This is a genomic window from Dokdonia genika, assembly GCF_042652845.1.
GTDB lineage: Bacteria > Bacteroidota > Bacteroidia > Flavobacteriales > Flavobacteriaceae > Dokdonia > Dokdonia donghaensis.
In genome coordinates, this window is the sequence record NZ_JBHSHB010000008.1 from 485,072 (window position 1) to 500,852 (window position 15,781).

Sequence of the window (15,781 nt, forward strand, 5' to 3'; positions counted from 1 at the left end):
AAACCTCTCAAGTAATTGAGAGGTTTTTTCGTTTTAGTAACTTATAAATAGATGTGTTTGTGTTTATTACGCTTTCGCGAAAGCGTACTAAGACTTTCTATCAAATAATTTATTAATCTTACGTCTTCGTAGCCAAGAAATTTTACGTTTTTCTGGCACACCGTGCTCAGAGATATGCTCCTTAATTGCAGCGACTACTCTTGCCGATGATTTTCCATCTGTATAAGGATGATATTGAGCTATAATACTGGCACGCTCTGAGGCAAAATTATCTTGAGTACGTATTTTTAAGATACTGGGAATTAAATCTTTTGGGTTTCTGATATTTTCCCACCGTATAGCATCCGAAATATTGTTGAGAGTGATAACCGGCTTGTCTAAAAGTAAAAATTCATATATCACAGAAGAGGTGTCACTTATTAAGAGATCTGCCAGGACAAGTTGTTTTACGATATCCTTTTCTTCTATAAAATAAATAGTATCATAACGAGCAGCTAGATCTTTGTAGTAAGAAATAAGCTCTGGATGCATTAAATCGTGAAATTTAATATGTATTACATATTCTCTATGCGATGCGAGCGCCTCAATTTCTTTCTTTAAAACGTGGGCAGAGGTGAGTGATGGAGAAAATGTAGGTGCGTAGAGAATGATGTTACGAGCATTGTGGCGTTCAAGTATTTCTAGCTTGTATGCAGAGGTATCATCTTTGATTTTCTGATAGCTATCTAGCTTGGGCCAGCCAGTTTCTATTACAGATATATTGTTGTGCTTTTTCTTGAGCTTATTAAAACCTTCTGTAAAATAGGGTCCTTGGGTAAGGTAAAGATCAAAGTAATCACGTATTCTAAAATGCCCTTTTTTTTCTCCAGCAAGTCCGTGAAAGATTTGCACCTTAAGACCACGCAAGTAATAAGGTACTTCATTACCAGGACAAATTATAGCGTCACTGTTAAAGGCTATTAATTCTTGTATGCTAGTAGTTACAGCATCGTTATGAAAAGGAAATACATCAAGAAGTTTTGGCATTATAAACCATAGTACTTGGTCTCCACTTTGAGCGAGTTCTTCTCTTATGGTTTGCATAATCCCAAAGGCATATGCGTTTTGACAGAAGAGAATCACTTTCATTTATAAAAAACTATTTACGTGTTCTAGATCTTCTTTAAAATCTACCTCCATACAGTTGAATTTTGAGATGTCTACCGCCTTTATTTTAGTTTGATGCTTGGCAATCATAACCTCTAGTCCTTTTTCAAAATAGTCTTGTGCTTCACAGGCTTCTAGTTCTTTTATAAAGAGCGGAACATCTTTTGCAGAGATGTAATTTATACCTACAGCTTCTCCCAGTCCATTTATTACTTCTTTTGAGAGATTTTGTATGTACCCGTTTTCAAGAGTATACTTTACCTCCTCATCTGCTACAGAGCAGGTGTTTACCGCTACAAAACTTTGATCCTTTTCTATATATGGTACAAGCTCGTTAAGTAGTAATGGGTCAAAAACCACATCTCCATTTAACCATAATACAGATTCATCACGACATTTTTTAAGCGCGCATAAAAGACTCTTAGAGGTATTTGTCGTGTCAAAATATGGATTGTAGATATACGTAATGTCTGGAAAACGTTCCATAATACTATTCTTCTTAAAGCCTACTACGGTTAATAAGTCATTTATAGAAAAATAAGATGATAAGCTTTCTATCATCATTTCCATAATGCTTTTTCCATTCTTGAGAGGGGTAAGTGGTTTAGGGTAGGGATTGCCTAGGCGTGAGCCTATGCCAGCTGCGAGAATGATTGTTTTCACTAGTTGGGTGTTTTCTTTTGTAATCTAAGCCTGCGTAGCTTGCAGTACTTTAAGTAGGTTGTCTTCGCACTAAATGTACAAAGAATAAAACCATTACGCCCATCTAAGAATCCCATCCTTATAATGTATGATCTTATAAAAATCCACGTGGGTTTTATAATGAGGTCAAGTATACTCGCTTTACGCCCTCTTTTGTAGTACTCTTTTGAAGCGATGGTGGAGAATTTTTCTGTCTTTTGTCTATGCTCCTCGTGAGTTGCGTGTACCCAGTGCAGTATCTCTCCCTGTAAAGAGCCTACTGTAGCCCCATCACTCATCTGTACTTTATCGTGCGGATTTACACCGCCCCATCGAGCCTTTGTTTTGTCAAAAACACGTAATTTTTTATCACGACTCCAGTCTGTATGGTTAATCCACTGGCCGCAGTAGTTGTTGTATCGTTTTACGATGTAGCCGTCCTTGTTAAAATCTCTTTTAACACGCTGTATAGCAGTTTGTAATTCTTTGCTCAAAGCCTCATCTGCATCTAGAGATACAATATGGTTATGGGTAGCAAGGTCAAGGGCTACGTTTTTTTGCTGTATGTGTCCCTCAAATGTATGCTGTATAAATCGCACAGGATATTGCTCGCAGATATATTGGGTCTTATCTGTGCTGTATGAATCTACTATCACAACTTCATCTACCACGGGTAGTAGCGACTCTATACACCTTGCAATGTTCCTTTCTTCATTATAGGTGATAATCGTGGCAGACATCTTTACACTACCATCGTTAACCACCGTGCTTTCTTTTAAAAAGGCACTGAGTTTTGGTACAATGAGCTCTGGTTTAAACTGCTGGTAGTTTGCAGCTACCTTTTGAGGTGCGCGCTCACGTTTATTAAATCTAGGGTTATAATCTATGTAGTCATATAGATGTACAGAGACGTGTCTTTTATGATCGTCGTACACACTCCATTCTTCTTTATTAATCCACGGGCAGAAGATGGCAAACGTAGGGATATTTATAGCCTTTGCCATATTTATAGCTCCGCCCTCGTTACCTATAATAGCATCACAGTGACTTGTGATCGCTATAAACTCTCTAAGGCTTTTACCATAACAGTCTAAAAATATATGAGCTCTGGTCTTTACTGCACAGTGATTGTATAAGGTAGTTATTAAATCTACCTGTGAGGGTATGTAATTAAAGATGAGTTGTGCATCTGTGCTTTCTACAATATAATCTAGTAAGGTTGCTAGATAGGGTAGTGGATATGTTTTTGTAGATCCGCTGCCTAGGGCACTTATTTGGTACAACTTTTTTGAAAGGTCAATACCGCAAGATTCTATGATATGTTTTGCGTTTGTCTTTTCCTGCTCGGTGAGGTAAATTTTTGGAGCAATAGCATCAAATTGTTTACCTGTGAGTTGCTCTAGTAAGAGCATTCTATTCTCTATGGCGAGACCAGCTAGGGTATAAGACTTCTTTCGGCGACTTAGGGTGTCTGTATAAAAAAGGTGGGTATACCATTTATGATAACCCACGCTGTTTTTTGCTCCAGTAGCTTTAGTTAAAAAAGCGCTACCTATTTTAGAGTACACATCTATAACGGTGTCATAGGCTTCTGTCTTGAGCTGTTTTTTAAATTGTGATTTTGCCTTTGCACTCTTTTCTATCTCTGGTGTATAGATAATGAGCTTGTCTATAAAAGGATTATTCTCAAGTACGGGTGTAGTGTGAGCGTTTATGAGGTAGTGTATCTCGCTTTCGCGAAAGCGTAATTTTATCGCTTCACATAAGATAGACGATGTCAAGACATCGCCTATCATTTTCTGTTGTATGATGAGAACTTTTTTCAATAGATCGTTTATACGGCTACATCATACTCTCTTAGTGCGTCATTAAGAGAGGTTTTCTTATTTGTACTTTCTTTACGTTTACCTATAATAAGTGCACAAGGTACTTGGTACTCTCCGGCGGCAAACTTTTTTGTATAACTTCCTGGTATTACTACAGAGCGAGCTGGCACGCGGCCTTTCATCTCTACTGGCTCGTCACCAGTAACGTCTATAATTTTTGTACTCATAGTAAGTACTACGTTTGCTCCTAGTACGGCTTCTTTCTCTACGTGTACACCTTCTACTACGATACATCTAGATCCTATAAAAGCACCATCTTCTATAATTACTGGAGAGGCTTGTAATGGCTCAAGTACACCACCTATACCTACACCACCACTAAGGTGAACATTTTTACCTATTTGAGCACAGCTACCTACGGTTGCCCAGGTGTCTACCATTGTACCCTCGTCTACATAGGCACCTATATTTACATAGCTAGGCATAAGGATAACTCCTTTTGATACGTATGCTCCGTGTCTTGCGACAGCGTTAGGTACTACACGTATACCACGGTTTTCGTAATCTCTCTTGAGAGGAATTTTGTCGTGATATTCAAATATACCAGCTTCAAGAGTTTCCATTTTTTGGATAGGGAAATAAAGTACTACAGCTTTTTTTACCCACTCGTTTACTTGCCATCCATTTTCTGTAGGCTCTGCAACACGCAGGGTACCGCGGTCTAGCATATCTACCACCTCACGTATGGCGTTTATAGTTACTGGGTTAGTAAGGTGCGTACGGTCGTCCCACGCTTCTTCAATAATATTCTGAAGTTGTGTCATTGTATATTCTTTTAAGTTTTACAAGTGAGTATAGTGGCTCACGGTGCTATAATCTTTGGCCCAAAGATAAAGTATCAATTGAGTTTATAAAGGTACTCTTTGTTGTAAAAGCTGCACAAGGAAGTGCTTTTTTGTTATATATGTTACAATAAGCAAAGCCTATAGTGAGTAATAGACTGTTGCTTATGGGTGTGGGTTTATTTATCGGTGTGCATATCGCTTATATTCTTGCTTGTTTTTACTTATTTTTGCACCAAATTTTACAGATGGCACGCATCATTGCAATAGATTATGGAACAAAGCGCACGGGAGTCGCGGTGACAGATGAGTTGCAACTTATTGCTTCTGGCTTAACCACGGTACCGACTAAAGATATTTTTAAATTTTTAGCCACCTACCTAGCCGAAGAAAAAGTAGAGGCAATGGTCATAGGAGAGCCTAAACGTATGAATAATGAGGCGAGTGATGTTGAGGAGCATATAGTACGCTTTCGCGAAAGCGTAGAAAAAAAACATCCCGAGCTTAAAATCATTAGGCAAGATGAACGTTTTACCTCAAAGATGGCTTTCCAGACAATGATAGATAGCGGTATCGGTAAAAAGAAAAGACAAAATAAAGCACTTGTAGATCAAATAAGTGCAACCATTATACTGCAGGATTACCTGTATAATAAATAGATATGATATTACCTATAGTAGCATACGGGAGTCCCGTGCTTAAGAAAAAGGCAAAAGACATTACTCCAGAGTACCCTAACCTGAGTGAGCTCCTTGAGAATATGTATGAGACAATGTATGGAGCACACGGTGTAGGCCTTGCAGCACCACAAGTGGGATTACCTATACGCATCTTTCTTGTAGATACAACACCATTTGCAGATGATGAGAGCTTTACACCAGAGGAGCAAAAGCAACTATCTAGCTTTAAGAAAACCTTCATAAATGCAGAGATTCTAAAAGAAGAAGGCGAGGAGTGGGCTTTTTCTGAAGGATGCTTGAGTATACCTGGTATAAACGAAGATGTTTTTAGAAAGCCTACGGTAACCATCAAGTATCAAGACGAAAACTTTAAGGAGCATACAGAGACCTATGAAGGTCTTATAGCACGTGTGATACAACACGAGTATGATCACATAGACGGTATACTTTTTACAGATAAACTATCGAGTCTTAAAAAACGTTTAATAAAAGGAAAGCTAGCAAATATCTCAAAAGGGAAGTGCAGTGCAGACTACCGTATGCGTTTTCCGGCAGCGTCAAAAAAACGCTAAAACGTTAAACCCAAAAAACTAATTTGTAAATATGTGGTGCAAAGTGCATCTTTGCCACCCAATAAAATAATATATGAGTTTAGATAAAGTAATCGCAATCGCAGGAAAGCCTGGTATATATGAGTTAAAGCAACAAACACGTAGTGGTTTTGTAGCAGAGTCACTCGTGGATGGTAAGAGAATTACCGTAGGGATTCGTCACAATGTGAGTGTTCTGTCTGAGATAGCCATCTATACACTAAGTGCAGAAAAGCCGTTAAGAGAGGTTTTTCAAGCTATAAAGGAAAAAGAAAATGGTGGTCCTACCATACACCACAAGGTGTCAAAAGATGAGCTCGAAGAGTTTTTCTTTAACGTAGTACCAGATTATGATGAAGACCGCGTGTATGCCAGCGATATAAAGAAGGTAGTACAGTGGTACAACATCTTACAAGCAAAAGATATGCTCAATTTTGAAGCGCCAGCAGCTCCTGCAGCAGCAAGCGAAGAAGAAGAATAGTGCATAACTTTTTATAATATTAAAGAGCCTTTACAATCTATATGTGAAGGCTTTTTTAGTTTTAAACTTTAGTACGCTTTCGCGAAAGCGTAATATAAACCCTCATTATATCTACTGTAAAAAGAACCATTATGAAGTACTCAAGAGAAGCACAGCTCAAAGCCATAGATAGATTACTCACCATTATGGATGAACTTAGAGTAGGATGCCCTTGGGATAAAAAACAAACGATGGAGAGCCTACGCCATCTCACCATAGAGGAGACTTATGAGCTAGGCGATGCCATACTAGATAATGACCTAGAAGAAGTAAAAAAGGAACTAGGAGATCTCTTATTACACATTGTCTTTTATGCAAAAATAGGAAGCGAGACCCAAGACTTTGATATAGCAGATGTGGCAAACAGTATCTCAGAAAAGCTTATCTCTCGTCACCCACATATATATGGTGATATAGATGTAGCAAATGCCGATGAAGTAGCTACTAACTGGGAGAAACTCAAACTCAAAGAAGGTAAGAAATCTGTGCTAGAAGGAGTGCCTAGAAGCCTGCCAGCACTTGTAAAAGCAAGCCGCATACAAGATAAAGTAGCGGGTGTAGGTTTTGACTGGGAAGAGCCACAGCAGGTTTTTGAAAAAGTACAAGAAGAGCTAGAAGAACTACAACACGAAGTAAACGAAAATAATCAAGAGAAGATAGAAGCCGAGTTTGGCGATGTGCTGTTCTCTATGATTAACTATGCTCGTTTCTTAAAAGTAGACCCAGAAAGCGCTCTTGAACGCACTAATAAGAAGTTTATAAAACGCTTTCAGTACCTAGAAGGTAAGGCCAAAGAGCTTAATAAAGACCTTTCAGATATGACGCTTAAAGAGATGGATATCTTTTGGGAAGAGGCAAAGCAATTGTAAAGGCGATATAATCTTGATGATTATGATGGGCGTTAGGGCACTTGCCTAGCTCAAAAGATGTGTTCACTCATCGTAGGTTTAGTTTAGAGTATAGCTAAGGTAGTTTTACCTCATACTTAAAAACCAAACATTATGAGAGCTATCATCACATCTATCTTAATATTTCTTAGTCTTGTTTCTTATGCTCAAGAAGTAAACATCACAGGAACAATCACTGCAGAGGGTAACCCACTTCCGGGTGCAAATATCTTAGTAAAAGGGGAGGATCGTAAATCAGTCTCAGATTTTGATGGTAATTATGAGATCAGAGCGGCAAAGCTGGATACGCTCGTATTTTCATTTGTAGGTTTTGATACTCAAGAAATCATTGTAGGAGATGCTGCCTTAATTAATGTCGCGATGCTAGGCAGTCCTGAGCTAGAAGAAGTAATTGTAACAGCTTCTGGAGTAAAGAGAGAGAAACGTGCTGTAGGGTATGCCACCTCAGATGCTAGTATCGTTATAAGAGGTAAAGTTTCTGGCGTTGCAGTGACAGAAGGTTCTAGTCATCCTTCTAGATATAATGATCTAGCTTATGGACAGCTTACGGCAGGTGAGATTAATGACTTAGAAAAGTGGTCTGAGTATTATGAGATTTTCTCAAGTGGGGAGGCACAAAAAGTTGCCGGCCGCTGGGGATTTATCCATAAAAATAAAATAGACATTTCCCTCAAGAATAAAGATCACACTCCGGTAGCAAATACAATGGTTGCTCTCTATAAAAATAAAAAGCAGCTTATGAAAGGTCGTACAGATGTTAATGGATCACTAGTACTTTATAAAGGAGCACACAATCTGAGTGATCGCTTCTTATTACAAGTATATAGTGAGGGTACTGTTGTGGGAAAATCTATAAGCGGTGGGCAACAGGCGGTAGAGATTACCCTAGCGTCAAGTATTGCTGCGACTAATACAGTAGACGTTCTATTTGCTGTAGATGCTACAGGCTCTATGGGTGATGAGATTGCTTATCTCAAATCTGAGCTTAAAAATATTATGAATAGAATAGATGCACAAATCGCACAAAAACGAGTAGCGCTCACAGTGTATAGAGATCACGGTGATAGCTATGTAACTAGATCGATAGATTTTAAAGAAGATGTAAATGAGGTAAAAGACTTTTTATCACAGCAAGACGCAAATGGAGGTGGAGATTATGAAGAGGCAGTAGAGGAAGCTTTAAAAGTATCCCTCTCTCAATCTTGGAATGTGGATGCAAAGGCAAAGCTACTATTCTTGATGCTAGACGCACCTCCACACTACACGGAGCAAAATGTGGAGCTCATAAAATCACAGATAAAAAAAGCGCAAGAGATGGGCGTAAAAATAATACCTGTCGTTGCTAGTGGAGCAAATAAAGAAGTAGAATTCTTGATGCGATCATTTAGTGTTGCTACTAATGGAACTTATGTTTTCCTTACAGATGATAGCGGTATAGGTAATGACCATATGGAGCCTACTACAGAAGATGTAAAAGTAGAAAAGCTCAATGACCTCATAGTACGTCTCATTGAGAAATACGCAGGTGTAGAGAGCGCCTTGTAGAAGAACTGTTTTTTAGTTTGTTTGTAAACGCGTTATTCAGTTATTGATAACGCGTTTTTTTTATATAGACTGCAGGTATAATTGCTCTACTTTTTCTCTAGCCCAAGGAGTACGTCTCAAAAATTTGAGACTAGATTTTATAGAAGGATCTTTTTTGAAACAATTTATATCTACCTGTAGACTCATTTCCTTCCAGCCATAATTTGTTACTAGAAACTCTAAGATGTCTACAAGTTTTACCCCGTGTAACGGGTTATTAGGTTGTTGCTGCTTCTCTTCCATAATAGCAAAGATAAAGCAATCTAGTGTCTAAATAGATTTACGGTTACTGTTGCAGCATCATTATTTGGAAATTTTTTACTTAGTTTTTCATCTCTCTTCATACCTATACTATCTAGCACTTTATGGAAAACAGGTACTTCTACTATAAATTGATCTGAGTAGCCGTGCGTAGCATCATAGGCGGTTACGGCTGTTTTTCCTATATAATCTGCTGCAATTGCTGGAGGTACACTATGTAACTCTATAAGTAATAAACCGTGTTTTCCAGTATATGGAGACCATTTTCCAAAATGTTCTGCAAGCGAGGCTTCAGCATTGTTATTTGAAATGCGAGCGCCCTCATATGCAAAGGCTCCAGTAGATGTGCTTGGACTCTTTGTAGATTGCGCTGGGGCTTTCCATACACGATTATGATCTAAGAAAGAACGCACATTAAGAAGATCTCCTAGCGTGATGTCATACTCCTCCTGTAAGTCGGCAGCGAGTCTGTCTGGGTCACCTATATCTCCCCACATCACTTTTGCCCATATTTCGGCTTGGATGAGATTTTGCTTAGTAATATCTATTGCTGTCTGGTTATAATCTGCTCCTACTAGTATAAGTGGGTGTTCATCTAGATGCTTGCCACGTAGTGTGTGACGCTCAATAAGATTGTAAAGGTGTATTAAAAAAGCACCGTTACCGCAGCCCATATCTAATATCCCTTTAGGTTGCTCGTCTAGAGGTTTGTTAAAAATATCAAGTATAATAGTATCTACCACTTTAAAGTAGTTAGCGTGCGCACCACCGCTTCCCCATACATTCATAGCTCTGTCTACGTGTCCTTCTTGGCTACCGTCACCTTGTGATTTTGCCGCAAGCGCATTACCAAAAAGCAGGTCGTCAAGCTTACGCAAGGTAGGTATGTAAGAAACAGTCACACCGTATGCGCTGGCTCTCTTTGCAAAGAACAGTCCTTTGTCTGTAAATTGATACGTGTGTTCTTTGCGAGTAAACAGTTTAAAATAAGTGAGTATGTCTAATAGTTTTTTAAAGTTCTCCCCATCTGCGTGAAACTCTTCTGGCCTAAAGCTTGCCTGCATAAAGTATTTATGAAAAGCCCCATTCATAGACAGGTGTACAAGAGTAGGACCTAGTATACTTCCTTCTATATGAGCAAGTACTTGTTCTTGTATTGCTCTTTCTGCTGGATCTTGTGATAGCGTGATACCATAATGATTGCGGTATTTTGAAAAAATATCTTGTAACATTTTAAAAGGAACAACCTCAAATTTTCTAAAATGGTAATTTTCAGAAAGCTTTTGTAATGCTGTAACCTCTTCATAAAGCGGGAAGAGTGCAAAAGCAGTTGGCGTATGCTCATTAATACTATAAGTAACCGTATTTGTGCTATTATCTATGTGCTGCACGAGCCATCCTTGTGAGGCTAGTAGTCGCAATGCCACGTTGAGGTATCCCTCATTTGCATCAAATGTTGATGTCAAATCACCAATTGTGACCTCTTTTTTGTCTAATATATATGTAGTCACGCCCTTTTTGTGAAGCGAAAACGCAGATGGAGCGGTAGCGATACCGTCTAAGTGTCTAAAAAGTCGCTCTCTATAGGTGGCTTGTAATGCTTTGGATACCATAGTATCAGTGTGTTATGTGTTTAAGTATTTATTAGTCTACCATATCACTAGGTTAATAACTTTTTTTCAAATAAAAATGTTTTTAACATCAATTTATATCCGTCTCATTCTTGTGTATTTTTACCGCTGTGAATCGTACTATTAAAACCATAACTATAACAGACCTTATTGCCTTTAAGAAACAACTACTTTCTTGGGCACAGCAGTATGAAGACATTGTGTGGCTTGATAGTAATAGTTACGAGCGACAAAATTATCCTGAGTACGAGGCCATACTAGCAGTAGATGCTTTTACAAGTTTAAAGACTGACTATCAAGGAGCTTTTGATCAACTGGAGGAGTATCAAAGTACAACAAAAGATTGGATTTTTGGATACCTCAGTTATGATCTTAAGAATGATACTGAGCGACTTACGTCAAAAAATGATGACAGTCTCAACTTTGCAGACTTATATTTCTTTCAGCCCAAAAAGGTTTTTTTACTCAAAGGTGGCACCCTCGAGATGCACTACCTAGGTATGGTAGATGATGAGATAGAAGAGGATTATAAGGAGATAATAAATGGTGTAAACTATGAACCCTATATCCCTGCAGACCCATTATCTATTAAACTCAAAATTCACAAAGAAGCTTATAAAGAAAAGGTACGTGAGATGCTTGCTCACATACAAAGAGGTGATATTTATGAGGCAAATATGTGTCAAGAGTTTTATGCAACAGGCGCCATCGATCCGCTAGAAACCTATGAGCGACTCAATGCAATAAGTACCCCACCGTTTGCCACTTATTTAAGGATGGAAGATCAGTATTTACTTTCGGCAACACCAGAGCGGTATATTAAAAAAATAGGAGAGAAGATTGTTACCCAGCCCATAAAGGGAACGGCTAGACGTAGTGATAATGAGGTGGAGGATTACGCTTTCGCGAAAGCGTTACAACAAAACCCAAAAGAGCGCTCAGAAAACATAATGATTGTAGATCTCGTGCGCAACGACCTGTCTCGCACAGCTCGCAGAGGATCTGTTGTAGTAGAGGAGTTATGCGAGGTATATCCCTTTAAGCAAGTTCACCAAATGATCTCTACCGTTACCTCACAACTAGCCGTAGGTATCTCACCGGTAGATGTGATACGTAGTACCTTCCCAATGGGAAGTATGACCGGAGCGCCAAAATTGCGAGCAATGCAAATCATCGAGTCACTAGAAGAGTCAAAGCGGGGTTTATACAGCGGCTCAGTGGGCTATTTTACCCCGGCAGGCGATTTTGATTTTAATGTAATCATACGCAGTATACTCTACAATGCAGAGAAACAGTACATCTCATACTCAGTAGGCGGCGCCATTACCGCTGGTTCTGATCCAGATAGTGAGTATGAAGAGTGCTTACTCAAGGCTAAGGCGATGCGTGCCGTTTTAGAGGGAGAATAGTAGCGATATTTTGTATTTTTGCCTTCCGCTTTCGCGAAAGCGTACTAACAATAAAACAACTAGCTTAAAGCATACAGCTTAGAGCCAAAAGCCAAATTATGAGCGACGATAAAAAGATCATTTTTTCAATGCAGGGCGTTTCAAAAACGTTTCCTGGAGCACAGACACCTGTACTTAAAAAGATATACCTAAGCTTCTTTTATGGAGCAAAAATAGGAATCTTAGGTCTTAACGGTTCTGGTAAATCTACCTTGATGAAAATCATCGCAGGATTAGATACAAACTTTCAGGGAGATGTAACTTCAGATAAAGAATTTTCTGTAGGGTATCTTGAGCAAGAGCCTAAGCTAGATCCAGAAAAAACGGTTCTTGAGATTGTAAAAGAAGGCGCAGCCGAAACGGTTGCTATTCTTGATGAGTACAATAAGATTAATGATTCATTTGGTCTAGAAGAGGTATACTCAGATGCAGATAAGATGGATAAGCTTATGGCACGCCAGGCAGTTTTACAAGATGAGATAGATGCTCGCGGTGCCTGGGAGCTAGATACAAAACTAGAGATCGCGATGGATGCACTACGCACCCCACCGGCAGATCAAAAAGTGGGTGTACTCTCTGGAGGAGAAAAGCGTCGTGTGGCTTTATGTAGATTATTATTACAAGAGCCAGATGTGTTATTACTAGATGAGCCTACTAACCACCTTGACGCAGAGTCTGTGCACTGGTTAGAGCATCACCTTGCACAATATAAAGGAACGGTAATAGCCGTAACACACGACCGTTACTTCCTTGATAACGTAGCAGGATGGATATTAGAGCTGGATAGAGGAGAGGGAATCCCTTGGAAAGGAAACTACTCTTCTTGGCTAGACCAGAAGTCTAAGCGTATGGCGCAAGAGAGTAAGACCGCTTCAAAAAGGCAAAAAACACTAGAGCGAGAGCTAGAGTGGGTACGTCAAGGAGCAAAAGGTCGCCAGACTAAACAAAAAGCTCGTTTACAGAACTATGACAAGATGATGAGTCAAGATCAAAAGCAAGTAGATGAGAAGCTTGAGATCTATATCCCTAATGGGCCACGTCTTGGTACTAATGTTATTGAGGCATCTGGAGTGAGTAAAGCCTTTGGCGATAAGTTACTGTATGAAGACCTTAACTTTAACTTGCCGCAGGCTGGTATCGTAGGTATTATAGGTCCTAACGGAGCTGGTAAAACTACTATCTTTAAAATGATTATGGGTGAAGAGGCTCCAGATAAAGGAACCTTTAACGTAGGAGAGACGGCTCAAATCGCATATGTAGACCAGAGTCACAGCAATATAGACCCAGAGAAAACTATCTGGCAAAACTTCTCAGACGAGCAAGAGCTTGTAATGATGGGAGGTAAGGAAGTAAATTCAAGAGCCTACCTAAGTAGATTTAACTTCTCAGGTAGTGAGCAAAATAAGAAAGTAGCAACACTATCTGGTGGTGAGCGCAACCGTTTACACCTCGCGATGACTTTAAGAGAGGAAGGAAACGTACTATTACTGGATGAGCCTACAAACGACCTTGATGTAAACACACTAAGAGCCCTAGAAGAAGGACTAGAGAACTTTGCAGGCTGTGCAGTAGTAATTAGTCACGACCGCTGGTTCTTAGATCGTATATGTACTCACATTCTTGCTTTTGAGGGAGATAGTCAAGTGTATTTCTTTGAAGGTAGTTTCTCAGAATATGAGGCTAATAAGAAAAAGAGATTAGGTGGTGATTTAATGCCTAAGCGTATTAAATACAAGAAGTTAGTAAGGTAAGTAATTACATACAATGAAAAACGCCCCATACATAACTGTATGGGGCGTTTTTATTTTAAGTGTTAATTGTAAAATACCGCTACATAAAGAAAAATAGCATAGCACATAAGGCGAGTATAATAACAGATACAATAAGTATTGACTTATTAATTAGGATCAGTTTGTTATTAAATTCAATGCGTATCATCTTGATAGTTTTATGGTTTCACTTTATAGATACTAAAATATGTAAAAGGTTGCGTCTAAGTAATTTAAAAATTTTTGAACCATACATTTTACGAATAATTCCGTTACAGCGATAAAATTATGCAGTTTATCTGATGTGAAGTCATAAAATATATTATTTAATCATTAACTCCCGGTTGTTTTAGTGTGAAGTTTTCTTCCTTTTTTGCCTTATCTACTTGGCTTTTTACATCTCTCAAAAGTTCTTTTGCATCATAGATTATCCCGTCTTTTATGGTGTACTTAACTCCACCTACACGCACTACTTCATTATCATCTGTTAGTTTTATAGCGCCTGTTCCATAAAGTACTTTGAGATTTTGCAATGGGTTTTCTTCTACAATGACAAAGTCTGCAAGTTTATTTACTTCTACAGAGCCCACTTGGTCTTCCATATTAAGCAATTCTGCGCCATTGAGGGTTGCCGCTCTTATAACTTCCAGAGGATGAAAACCTGCTTCCCTAAGTAGCTCTAATTCTCTAGGGTATGCAAATCCATATAATTGAAAAATAAAGCCAGAATCTGTACCTACAGTCACACGACCACCTCTATTTTTATATTCATTTACGAAAGCCATCCACATTCGGTAGTTGTTTTTCCAGTGTACTTCTTCTTCTGTGCCCCAGAAGTGCCAGTAGCTACCGTGTGAAATTTTACTAGGTTGATAAAACCTCCATAAGGAAGGAAGGGTGTAGTCTTCGTGCCACTCGGCTCTTCTTGCTCTCATTAAGTCACGACTGGCTTCATAAATATTAAAGGTAGGATCTAGTGTGAAATCTAGCGCGATAAGCTCTTCCATCACTGCATTCCATTTTTCAGACCCTGGCTTAGCCGCTTGTGCCCATAGGCGTCCTGCCTCGCCAAAACGGTGTTGCTCATTGTTATAATTATAGTCAAGCGGATAGTTTTGTACCGTCGTGTTTTCAAACAGTGCTTCTGGCAGTCCGTACCAGTGCTCCATAGACGTAAGTCCAGCTCGTGCGCTGTTAAGTACATTCCAGCGTGCAACGCTCATTTGAGCGTGGTGCATAGATGAGGTAAGTCCCAGTTTCTTGTTTTCTTCAAGAGCTGCTTGCATAACCTCTGGTGGAGCGCCAAAAAACTTAATTCCGTCTGAACCATTTTTGCTATTATTTTGAACCCACTCTCTTGCTTGTTGTGCAGTAGTTATAGTCTCTTTACTACCTTGGCCAAAGCCTGTATGCGAGATGATACGTGGAGCAATGATGCTATTGCGTGCAGATTTTTTCTTGAGATCTAGGGTAAAGTCTCTTCCTCTTCCAGAAACCTCACGTACGGTTGTAACGCCGTGTGCCATCCATAATTTAAAAACATAATCTGGATCTGCTCCTTGAGCTTCTCCGCCTATATGCACGTGACAGTCTACAAACCCCGGTAAAAGGTACATTCCATTTGCATCTAGCTCTTTTCCGTCTGCACGTAGTTTTGGGCGTTTTGCTTCGTTAATCGCTACACCTGGATATCCTACTACTTTAATTTCGGTGATTTTATTTCCTTCTACTACAATATCTACAGGACTTATCGGTGGTGCACCATTACCATTTATGAGCGTTACGCCACGTATGATGAGCTGATTAAAAGGACCTTCTTGTAGGGGTGATTGCGCTTTCGCGAAAGCGGAAAAAAACAACACTCCGCATATAAATGTGATAATAGATTTATGCAT

Annotated in this window: 14 protein-coding genes; 7 read left to right on the forward strand and 7 right to left on the reverse strand. The window is 39.2% G+C overall.

What is annotated here, in order from left to right; all coding sequences use genetic code 11:
- Positions 1-87: 87 nt before the first annotated feature.
- The 4 genes from ACFO5T_RS06210 to ACFO5T_RS06225 are packed head-to-tail and all read right to left on the reverse strand — an operon-like array spanning position 88 to position 4,477.
- A complete protein-coding gene (locus ACFO5T_RS06210; protein WP_380032887.1) occupies positions 88-1,128 on the reverse strand; it encodes a CDP-glycerol glycerophosphotransferase family protein in 1,041 nt (346 codons plus the stop codon).
- On the reverse strand, positions 1,129-1,809 hold the full coding sequence (locus tag ACFO5T_RS06215; protein WP_380032889.1) for a phosphocholine cytidylyltransferase family protein: 681 nt from the start codon (positions 1,807-1,809) through the stop codon (positions 1,129-1,131).
- Positions 1,809-3,653 carry a glycosyltransferase gene (locus ACFO5T_RS06220; RefSeq protein ID WP_380032891.1) on the reverse strand — a complete coding sequence of 615 codons (1,845 nt, stop codon included), beginning with the start codon at positions 3,651-3,653 and terminating at the stop codon, positions 1,809-1,811. Before ACFO5T_RS06220 ends, ACFO5T_RS06215 begins: the two co-directional genes overlap by 1 nt.
- Before the next feature lie 8 nt (positions 3,654-3,661).
- Positions 3,662-4,477, reverse strand: coding sequence for a 2,3,4,5-tetrahydropyridine-2,6-dicarboxylate N-succinyltransferase (locus ACFO5T_RS06225; RefSeq protein WP_380032893.1), 816 nt, complete (start codon positions 4,475-4,477; stop codon positions 3,662-3,664).
- A gap of 266 nt (positions 4,478-4,743) precedes the next feature.
- On the opposite strand from ACFO5T_RS06225, the gene ruvX reads away from it, so the two are divergent.
- The 5 genes from ruvX (at position 4,744) to ACFO5T_RS06250 (ending at position 8,738) form a co-directional block, all read left to right on the forward strand.
- Positions 4,744-5,154: a Holliday junction resolvase RuvX gene (gene ruvX, locus ACFO5T_RS06230; RefSeq protein WP_038600903.1), complete on the forward strand. Its 411-nt coding sequence runs from the start codon at positions 4,744-4,746 to the stop codon at positions 5,152-5,154.
- A gap of 2 nt (positions 5,155-5,156) precedes the next feature.
- Entirely contained in the window at positions 5,157-5,747 is a 591-nt protein-coding gene (gene def / locus ACFO5T_RS06235; RefSeq protein ID WP_380032896.1) for a peptide deformylase, read from the forward strand.
- Between the two features lie 73 nt (positions 5,748-5,820).
- A complete protein-coding gene (locus ACFO5T_RS06240) occupies positions 5,821-6,246 on the forward strand; it encodes a DUF5606 family protein (protein WP_380032898.1) in 426 nt (141 codons plus the stop codon).
- A gap of 131 nt (positions 6,247-6,377) precedes the next feature.
- On the forward strand, positions 6,378-7,154 hold the full coding sequence (mazG, locus tag ACFO5T_RS06245) for a nucleoside triphosphate pyrophosphohydrolase (RefSeq protein WP_375253149.1): 777 nt from the start codon (positions 6,378-6,380) through the stop codon (positions 7,152-7,154).
- Between the two features lie 132 nt (positions 7,155-7,286).
- Entirely contained in the window at positions 7,287-8,738 is a 1,452-nt protein-coding gene (locus tag ACFO5T_RS06250) for a vWA domain-containing protein (protein WP_380032900.1), read from the forward strand.
- A gap of 60 nt (positions 8,739-8,798) precedes the next feature.
- Here ACFO5T_RS06250 and ACFO5T_RS06255 read toward each other — a convergent pair whose 3' ends face one another.
- Complete coding sequence (locus tag ACFO5T_RS06255) at positions 8,799-9,020, reverse strand: VF530 family protein (protein ID WP_021778590.1); 222 nt, start codon at positions 9,018-9,020, stop codon at positions 8,799-8,801.
- A gap of 20 nt (positions 9,021-9,040) precedes the next feature.
- Positions 9,041-10,651, reverse strand: a complete 1,611-nt coding sequence (locus ACFO5T_RS06260; RefSeq protein ID WP_380032902.1) for a class I SAM-dependent methyltransferase — start codon at positions 10,649-10,651, stop codon at positions 9,041-9,043.
- Between the two features lie 128 nt (positions 10,652-10,779).
- Between ACFO5T_RS06260 and ACFO5T_RS06265 the strand changes: the two genes are divergently transcribed.
- Positions 10,780-12,078: an anthranilate synthase component I family protein gene (locus ACFO5T_RS06265; RefSeq protein WP_380032904.1), complete on the forward strand. Its 1,299-nt coding sequence runs from the start codon at positions 10,780-10,782 to the stop codon at positions 12,076-12,078.
- Between the two features lie 98 nt (positions 12,079-12,176).
- Positions 12,177-13,868 carry an energy-dependent translational throttle protein EttA gene (gene ettA, locus ACFO5T_RS06270; RefSeq protein WP_035325109.1) on the forward strand — a complete coding sequence of 564 codons (1,692 nt, stop codon included), beginning with the start codon at positions 12,177-12,179 and terminating at the stop codon, positions 13,866-13,868.
- A 344-nt stretch (positions 13,869-14,212) separates the two neighbouring features.
- Here the strand turns inward: ettA and ACFO5T_RS06275 are convergent, their stop codons facing one another.
- Positions 14,213-15,781, reverse strand: a complete 1,569-nt coding sequence (locus ACFO5T_RS06275; RefSeq protein ID WP_380032906.1) for an amidohydrolase family protein — start codon at positions 15,779-15,781, stop codon at positions 14,213-14,215.

What these genes read in the sequence shown, in the direction of transcription:
- ACFO5T_RS06210 (WP_380032887.1), bottom strand. Translation starts at nt 1,128, where the DNA reads ATGAAAGTGATTCTCTTCTGTCAAAACGCATATGCCTTTGGGATTATG.
- ACFO5T_RS06225 (WP_380032893.1), bottom strand. Translation starts at nt 4,477, where the DNA reads ATGACACAACTTCAGAATATTATTGAAGAAGCGTGGGACGACCGTACG.
- ruvX (WP_038600903.1), top strand. Translation starts at nt 4,744, where the DNA reads ATGGCACGCATCATTGCAATAGATTATGGAACAAAGCGCACGGGAGTC.
- def (WP_380032896.1), top strand. Translation starts at nt 5,157, where the DNA reads ATGATATTACCTATAGTAGCATACGGGAGTCCCGTGCTTAAGAAAAAG.
- ACFO5T_RS06240 (WP_380032898.1), top strand. Translation starts at nt 5,821, where the DNA reads ATGAGTTTAGATAAAGTAATCGCAATCGCAGGAAAGCCTGGTATATAT.
- mazG (WP_375253149.1), top strand. Translation starts at nt 6,378, where the DNA reads ATGAAGTACTCAAGAGAAGCACAGCTCAAAGCCATAGATAGATTACTC.
- ACFO5T_RS06250 (WP_380032900.1), top strand. Translation starts at nt 7,287, where the DNA reads ATGAGAGCTATCATCACATCTATCTTAATATTTCTTAGTCTTGTTTCT.
- ACFO5T_RS06255 (WP_021778590.1), bottom strand. Translation starts at nt 9,020, where the DNA reads ATGGAAGAGAAGCAGCAACAACCTAATAACCCGTTACACGGGGTAAAA.
- ACFO5T_RS06260 (WP_380032902.1), bottom strand. Translation starts at nt 10,651, where the DNA reads ATGGTATCCAAAGCATTACAAGCCACCTATAGAGAGCGACTTTTTAGA.
- ettA (WP_035325109.1), top strand. Translation starts at nt 12,177, where the DNA reads ATGAGCGACGATAAAAAGATCATTTTTTCAATGCAGGGCGTTTCAAAA.
- ACFO5T_RS06275 (WP_380032906.1), bottom strand. Translation starts at nt 15,781, where the DNA reads ATGCATAAATCTATTATCACATTTATATGCGGAGTGTTGTTTTTTTCC.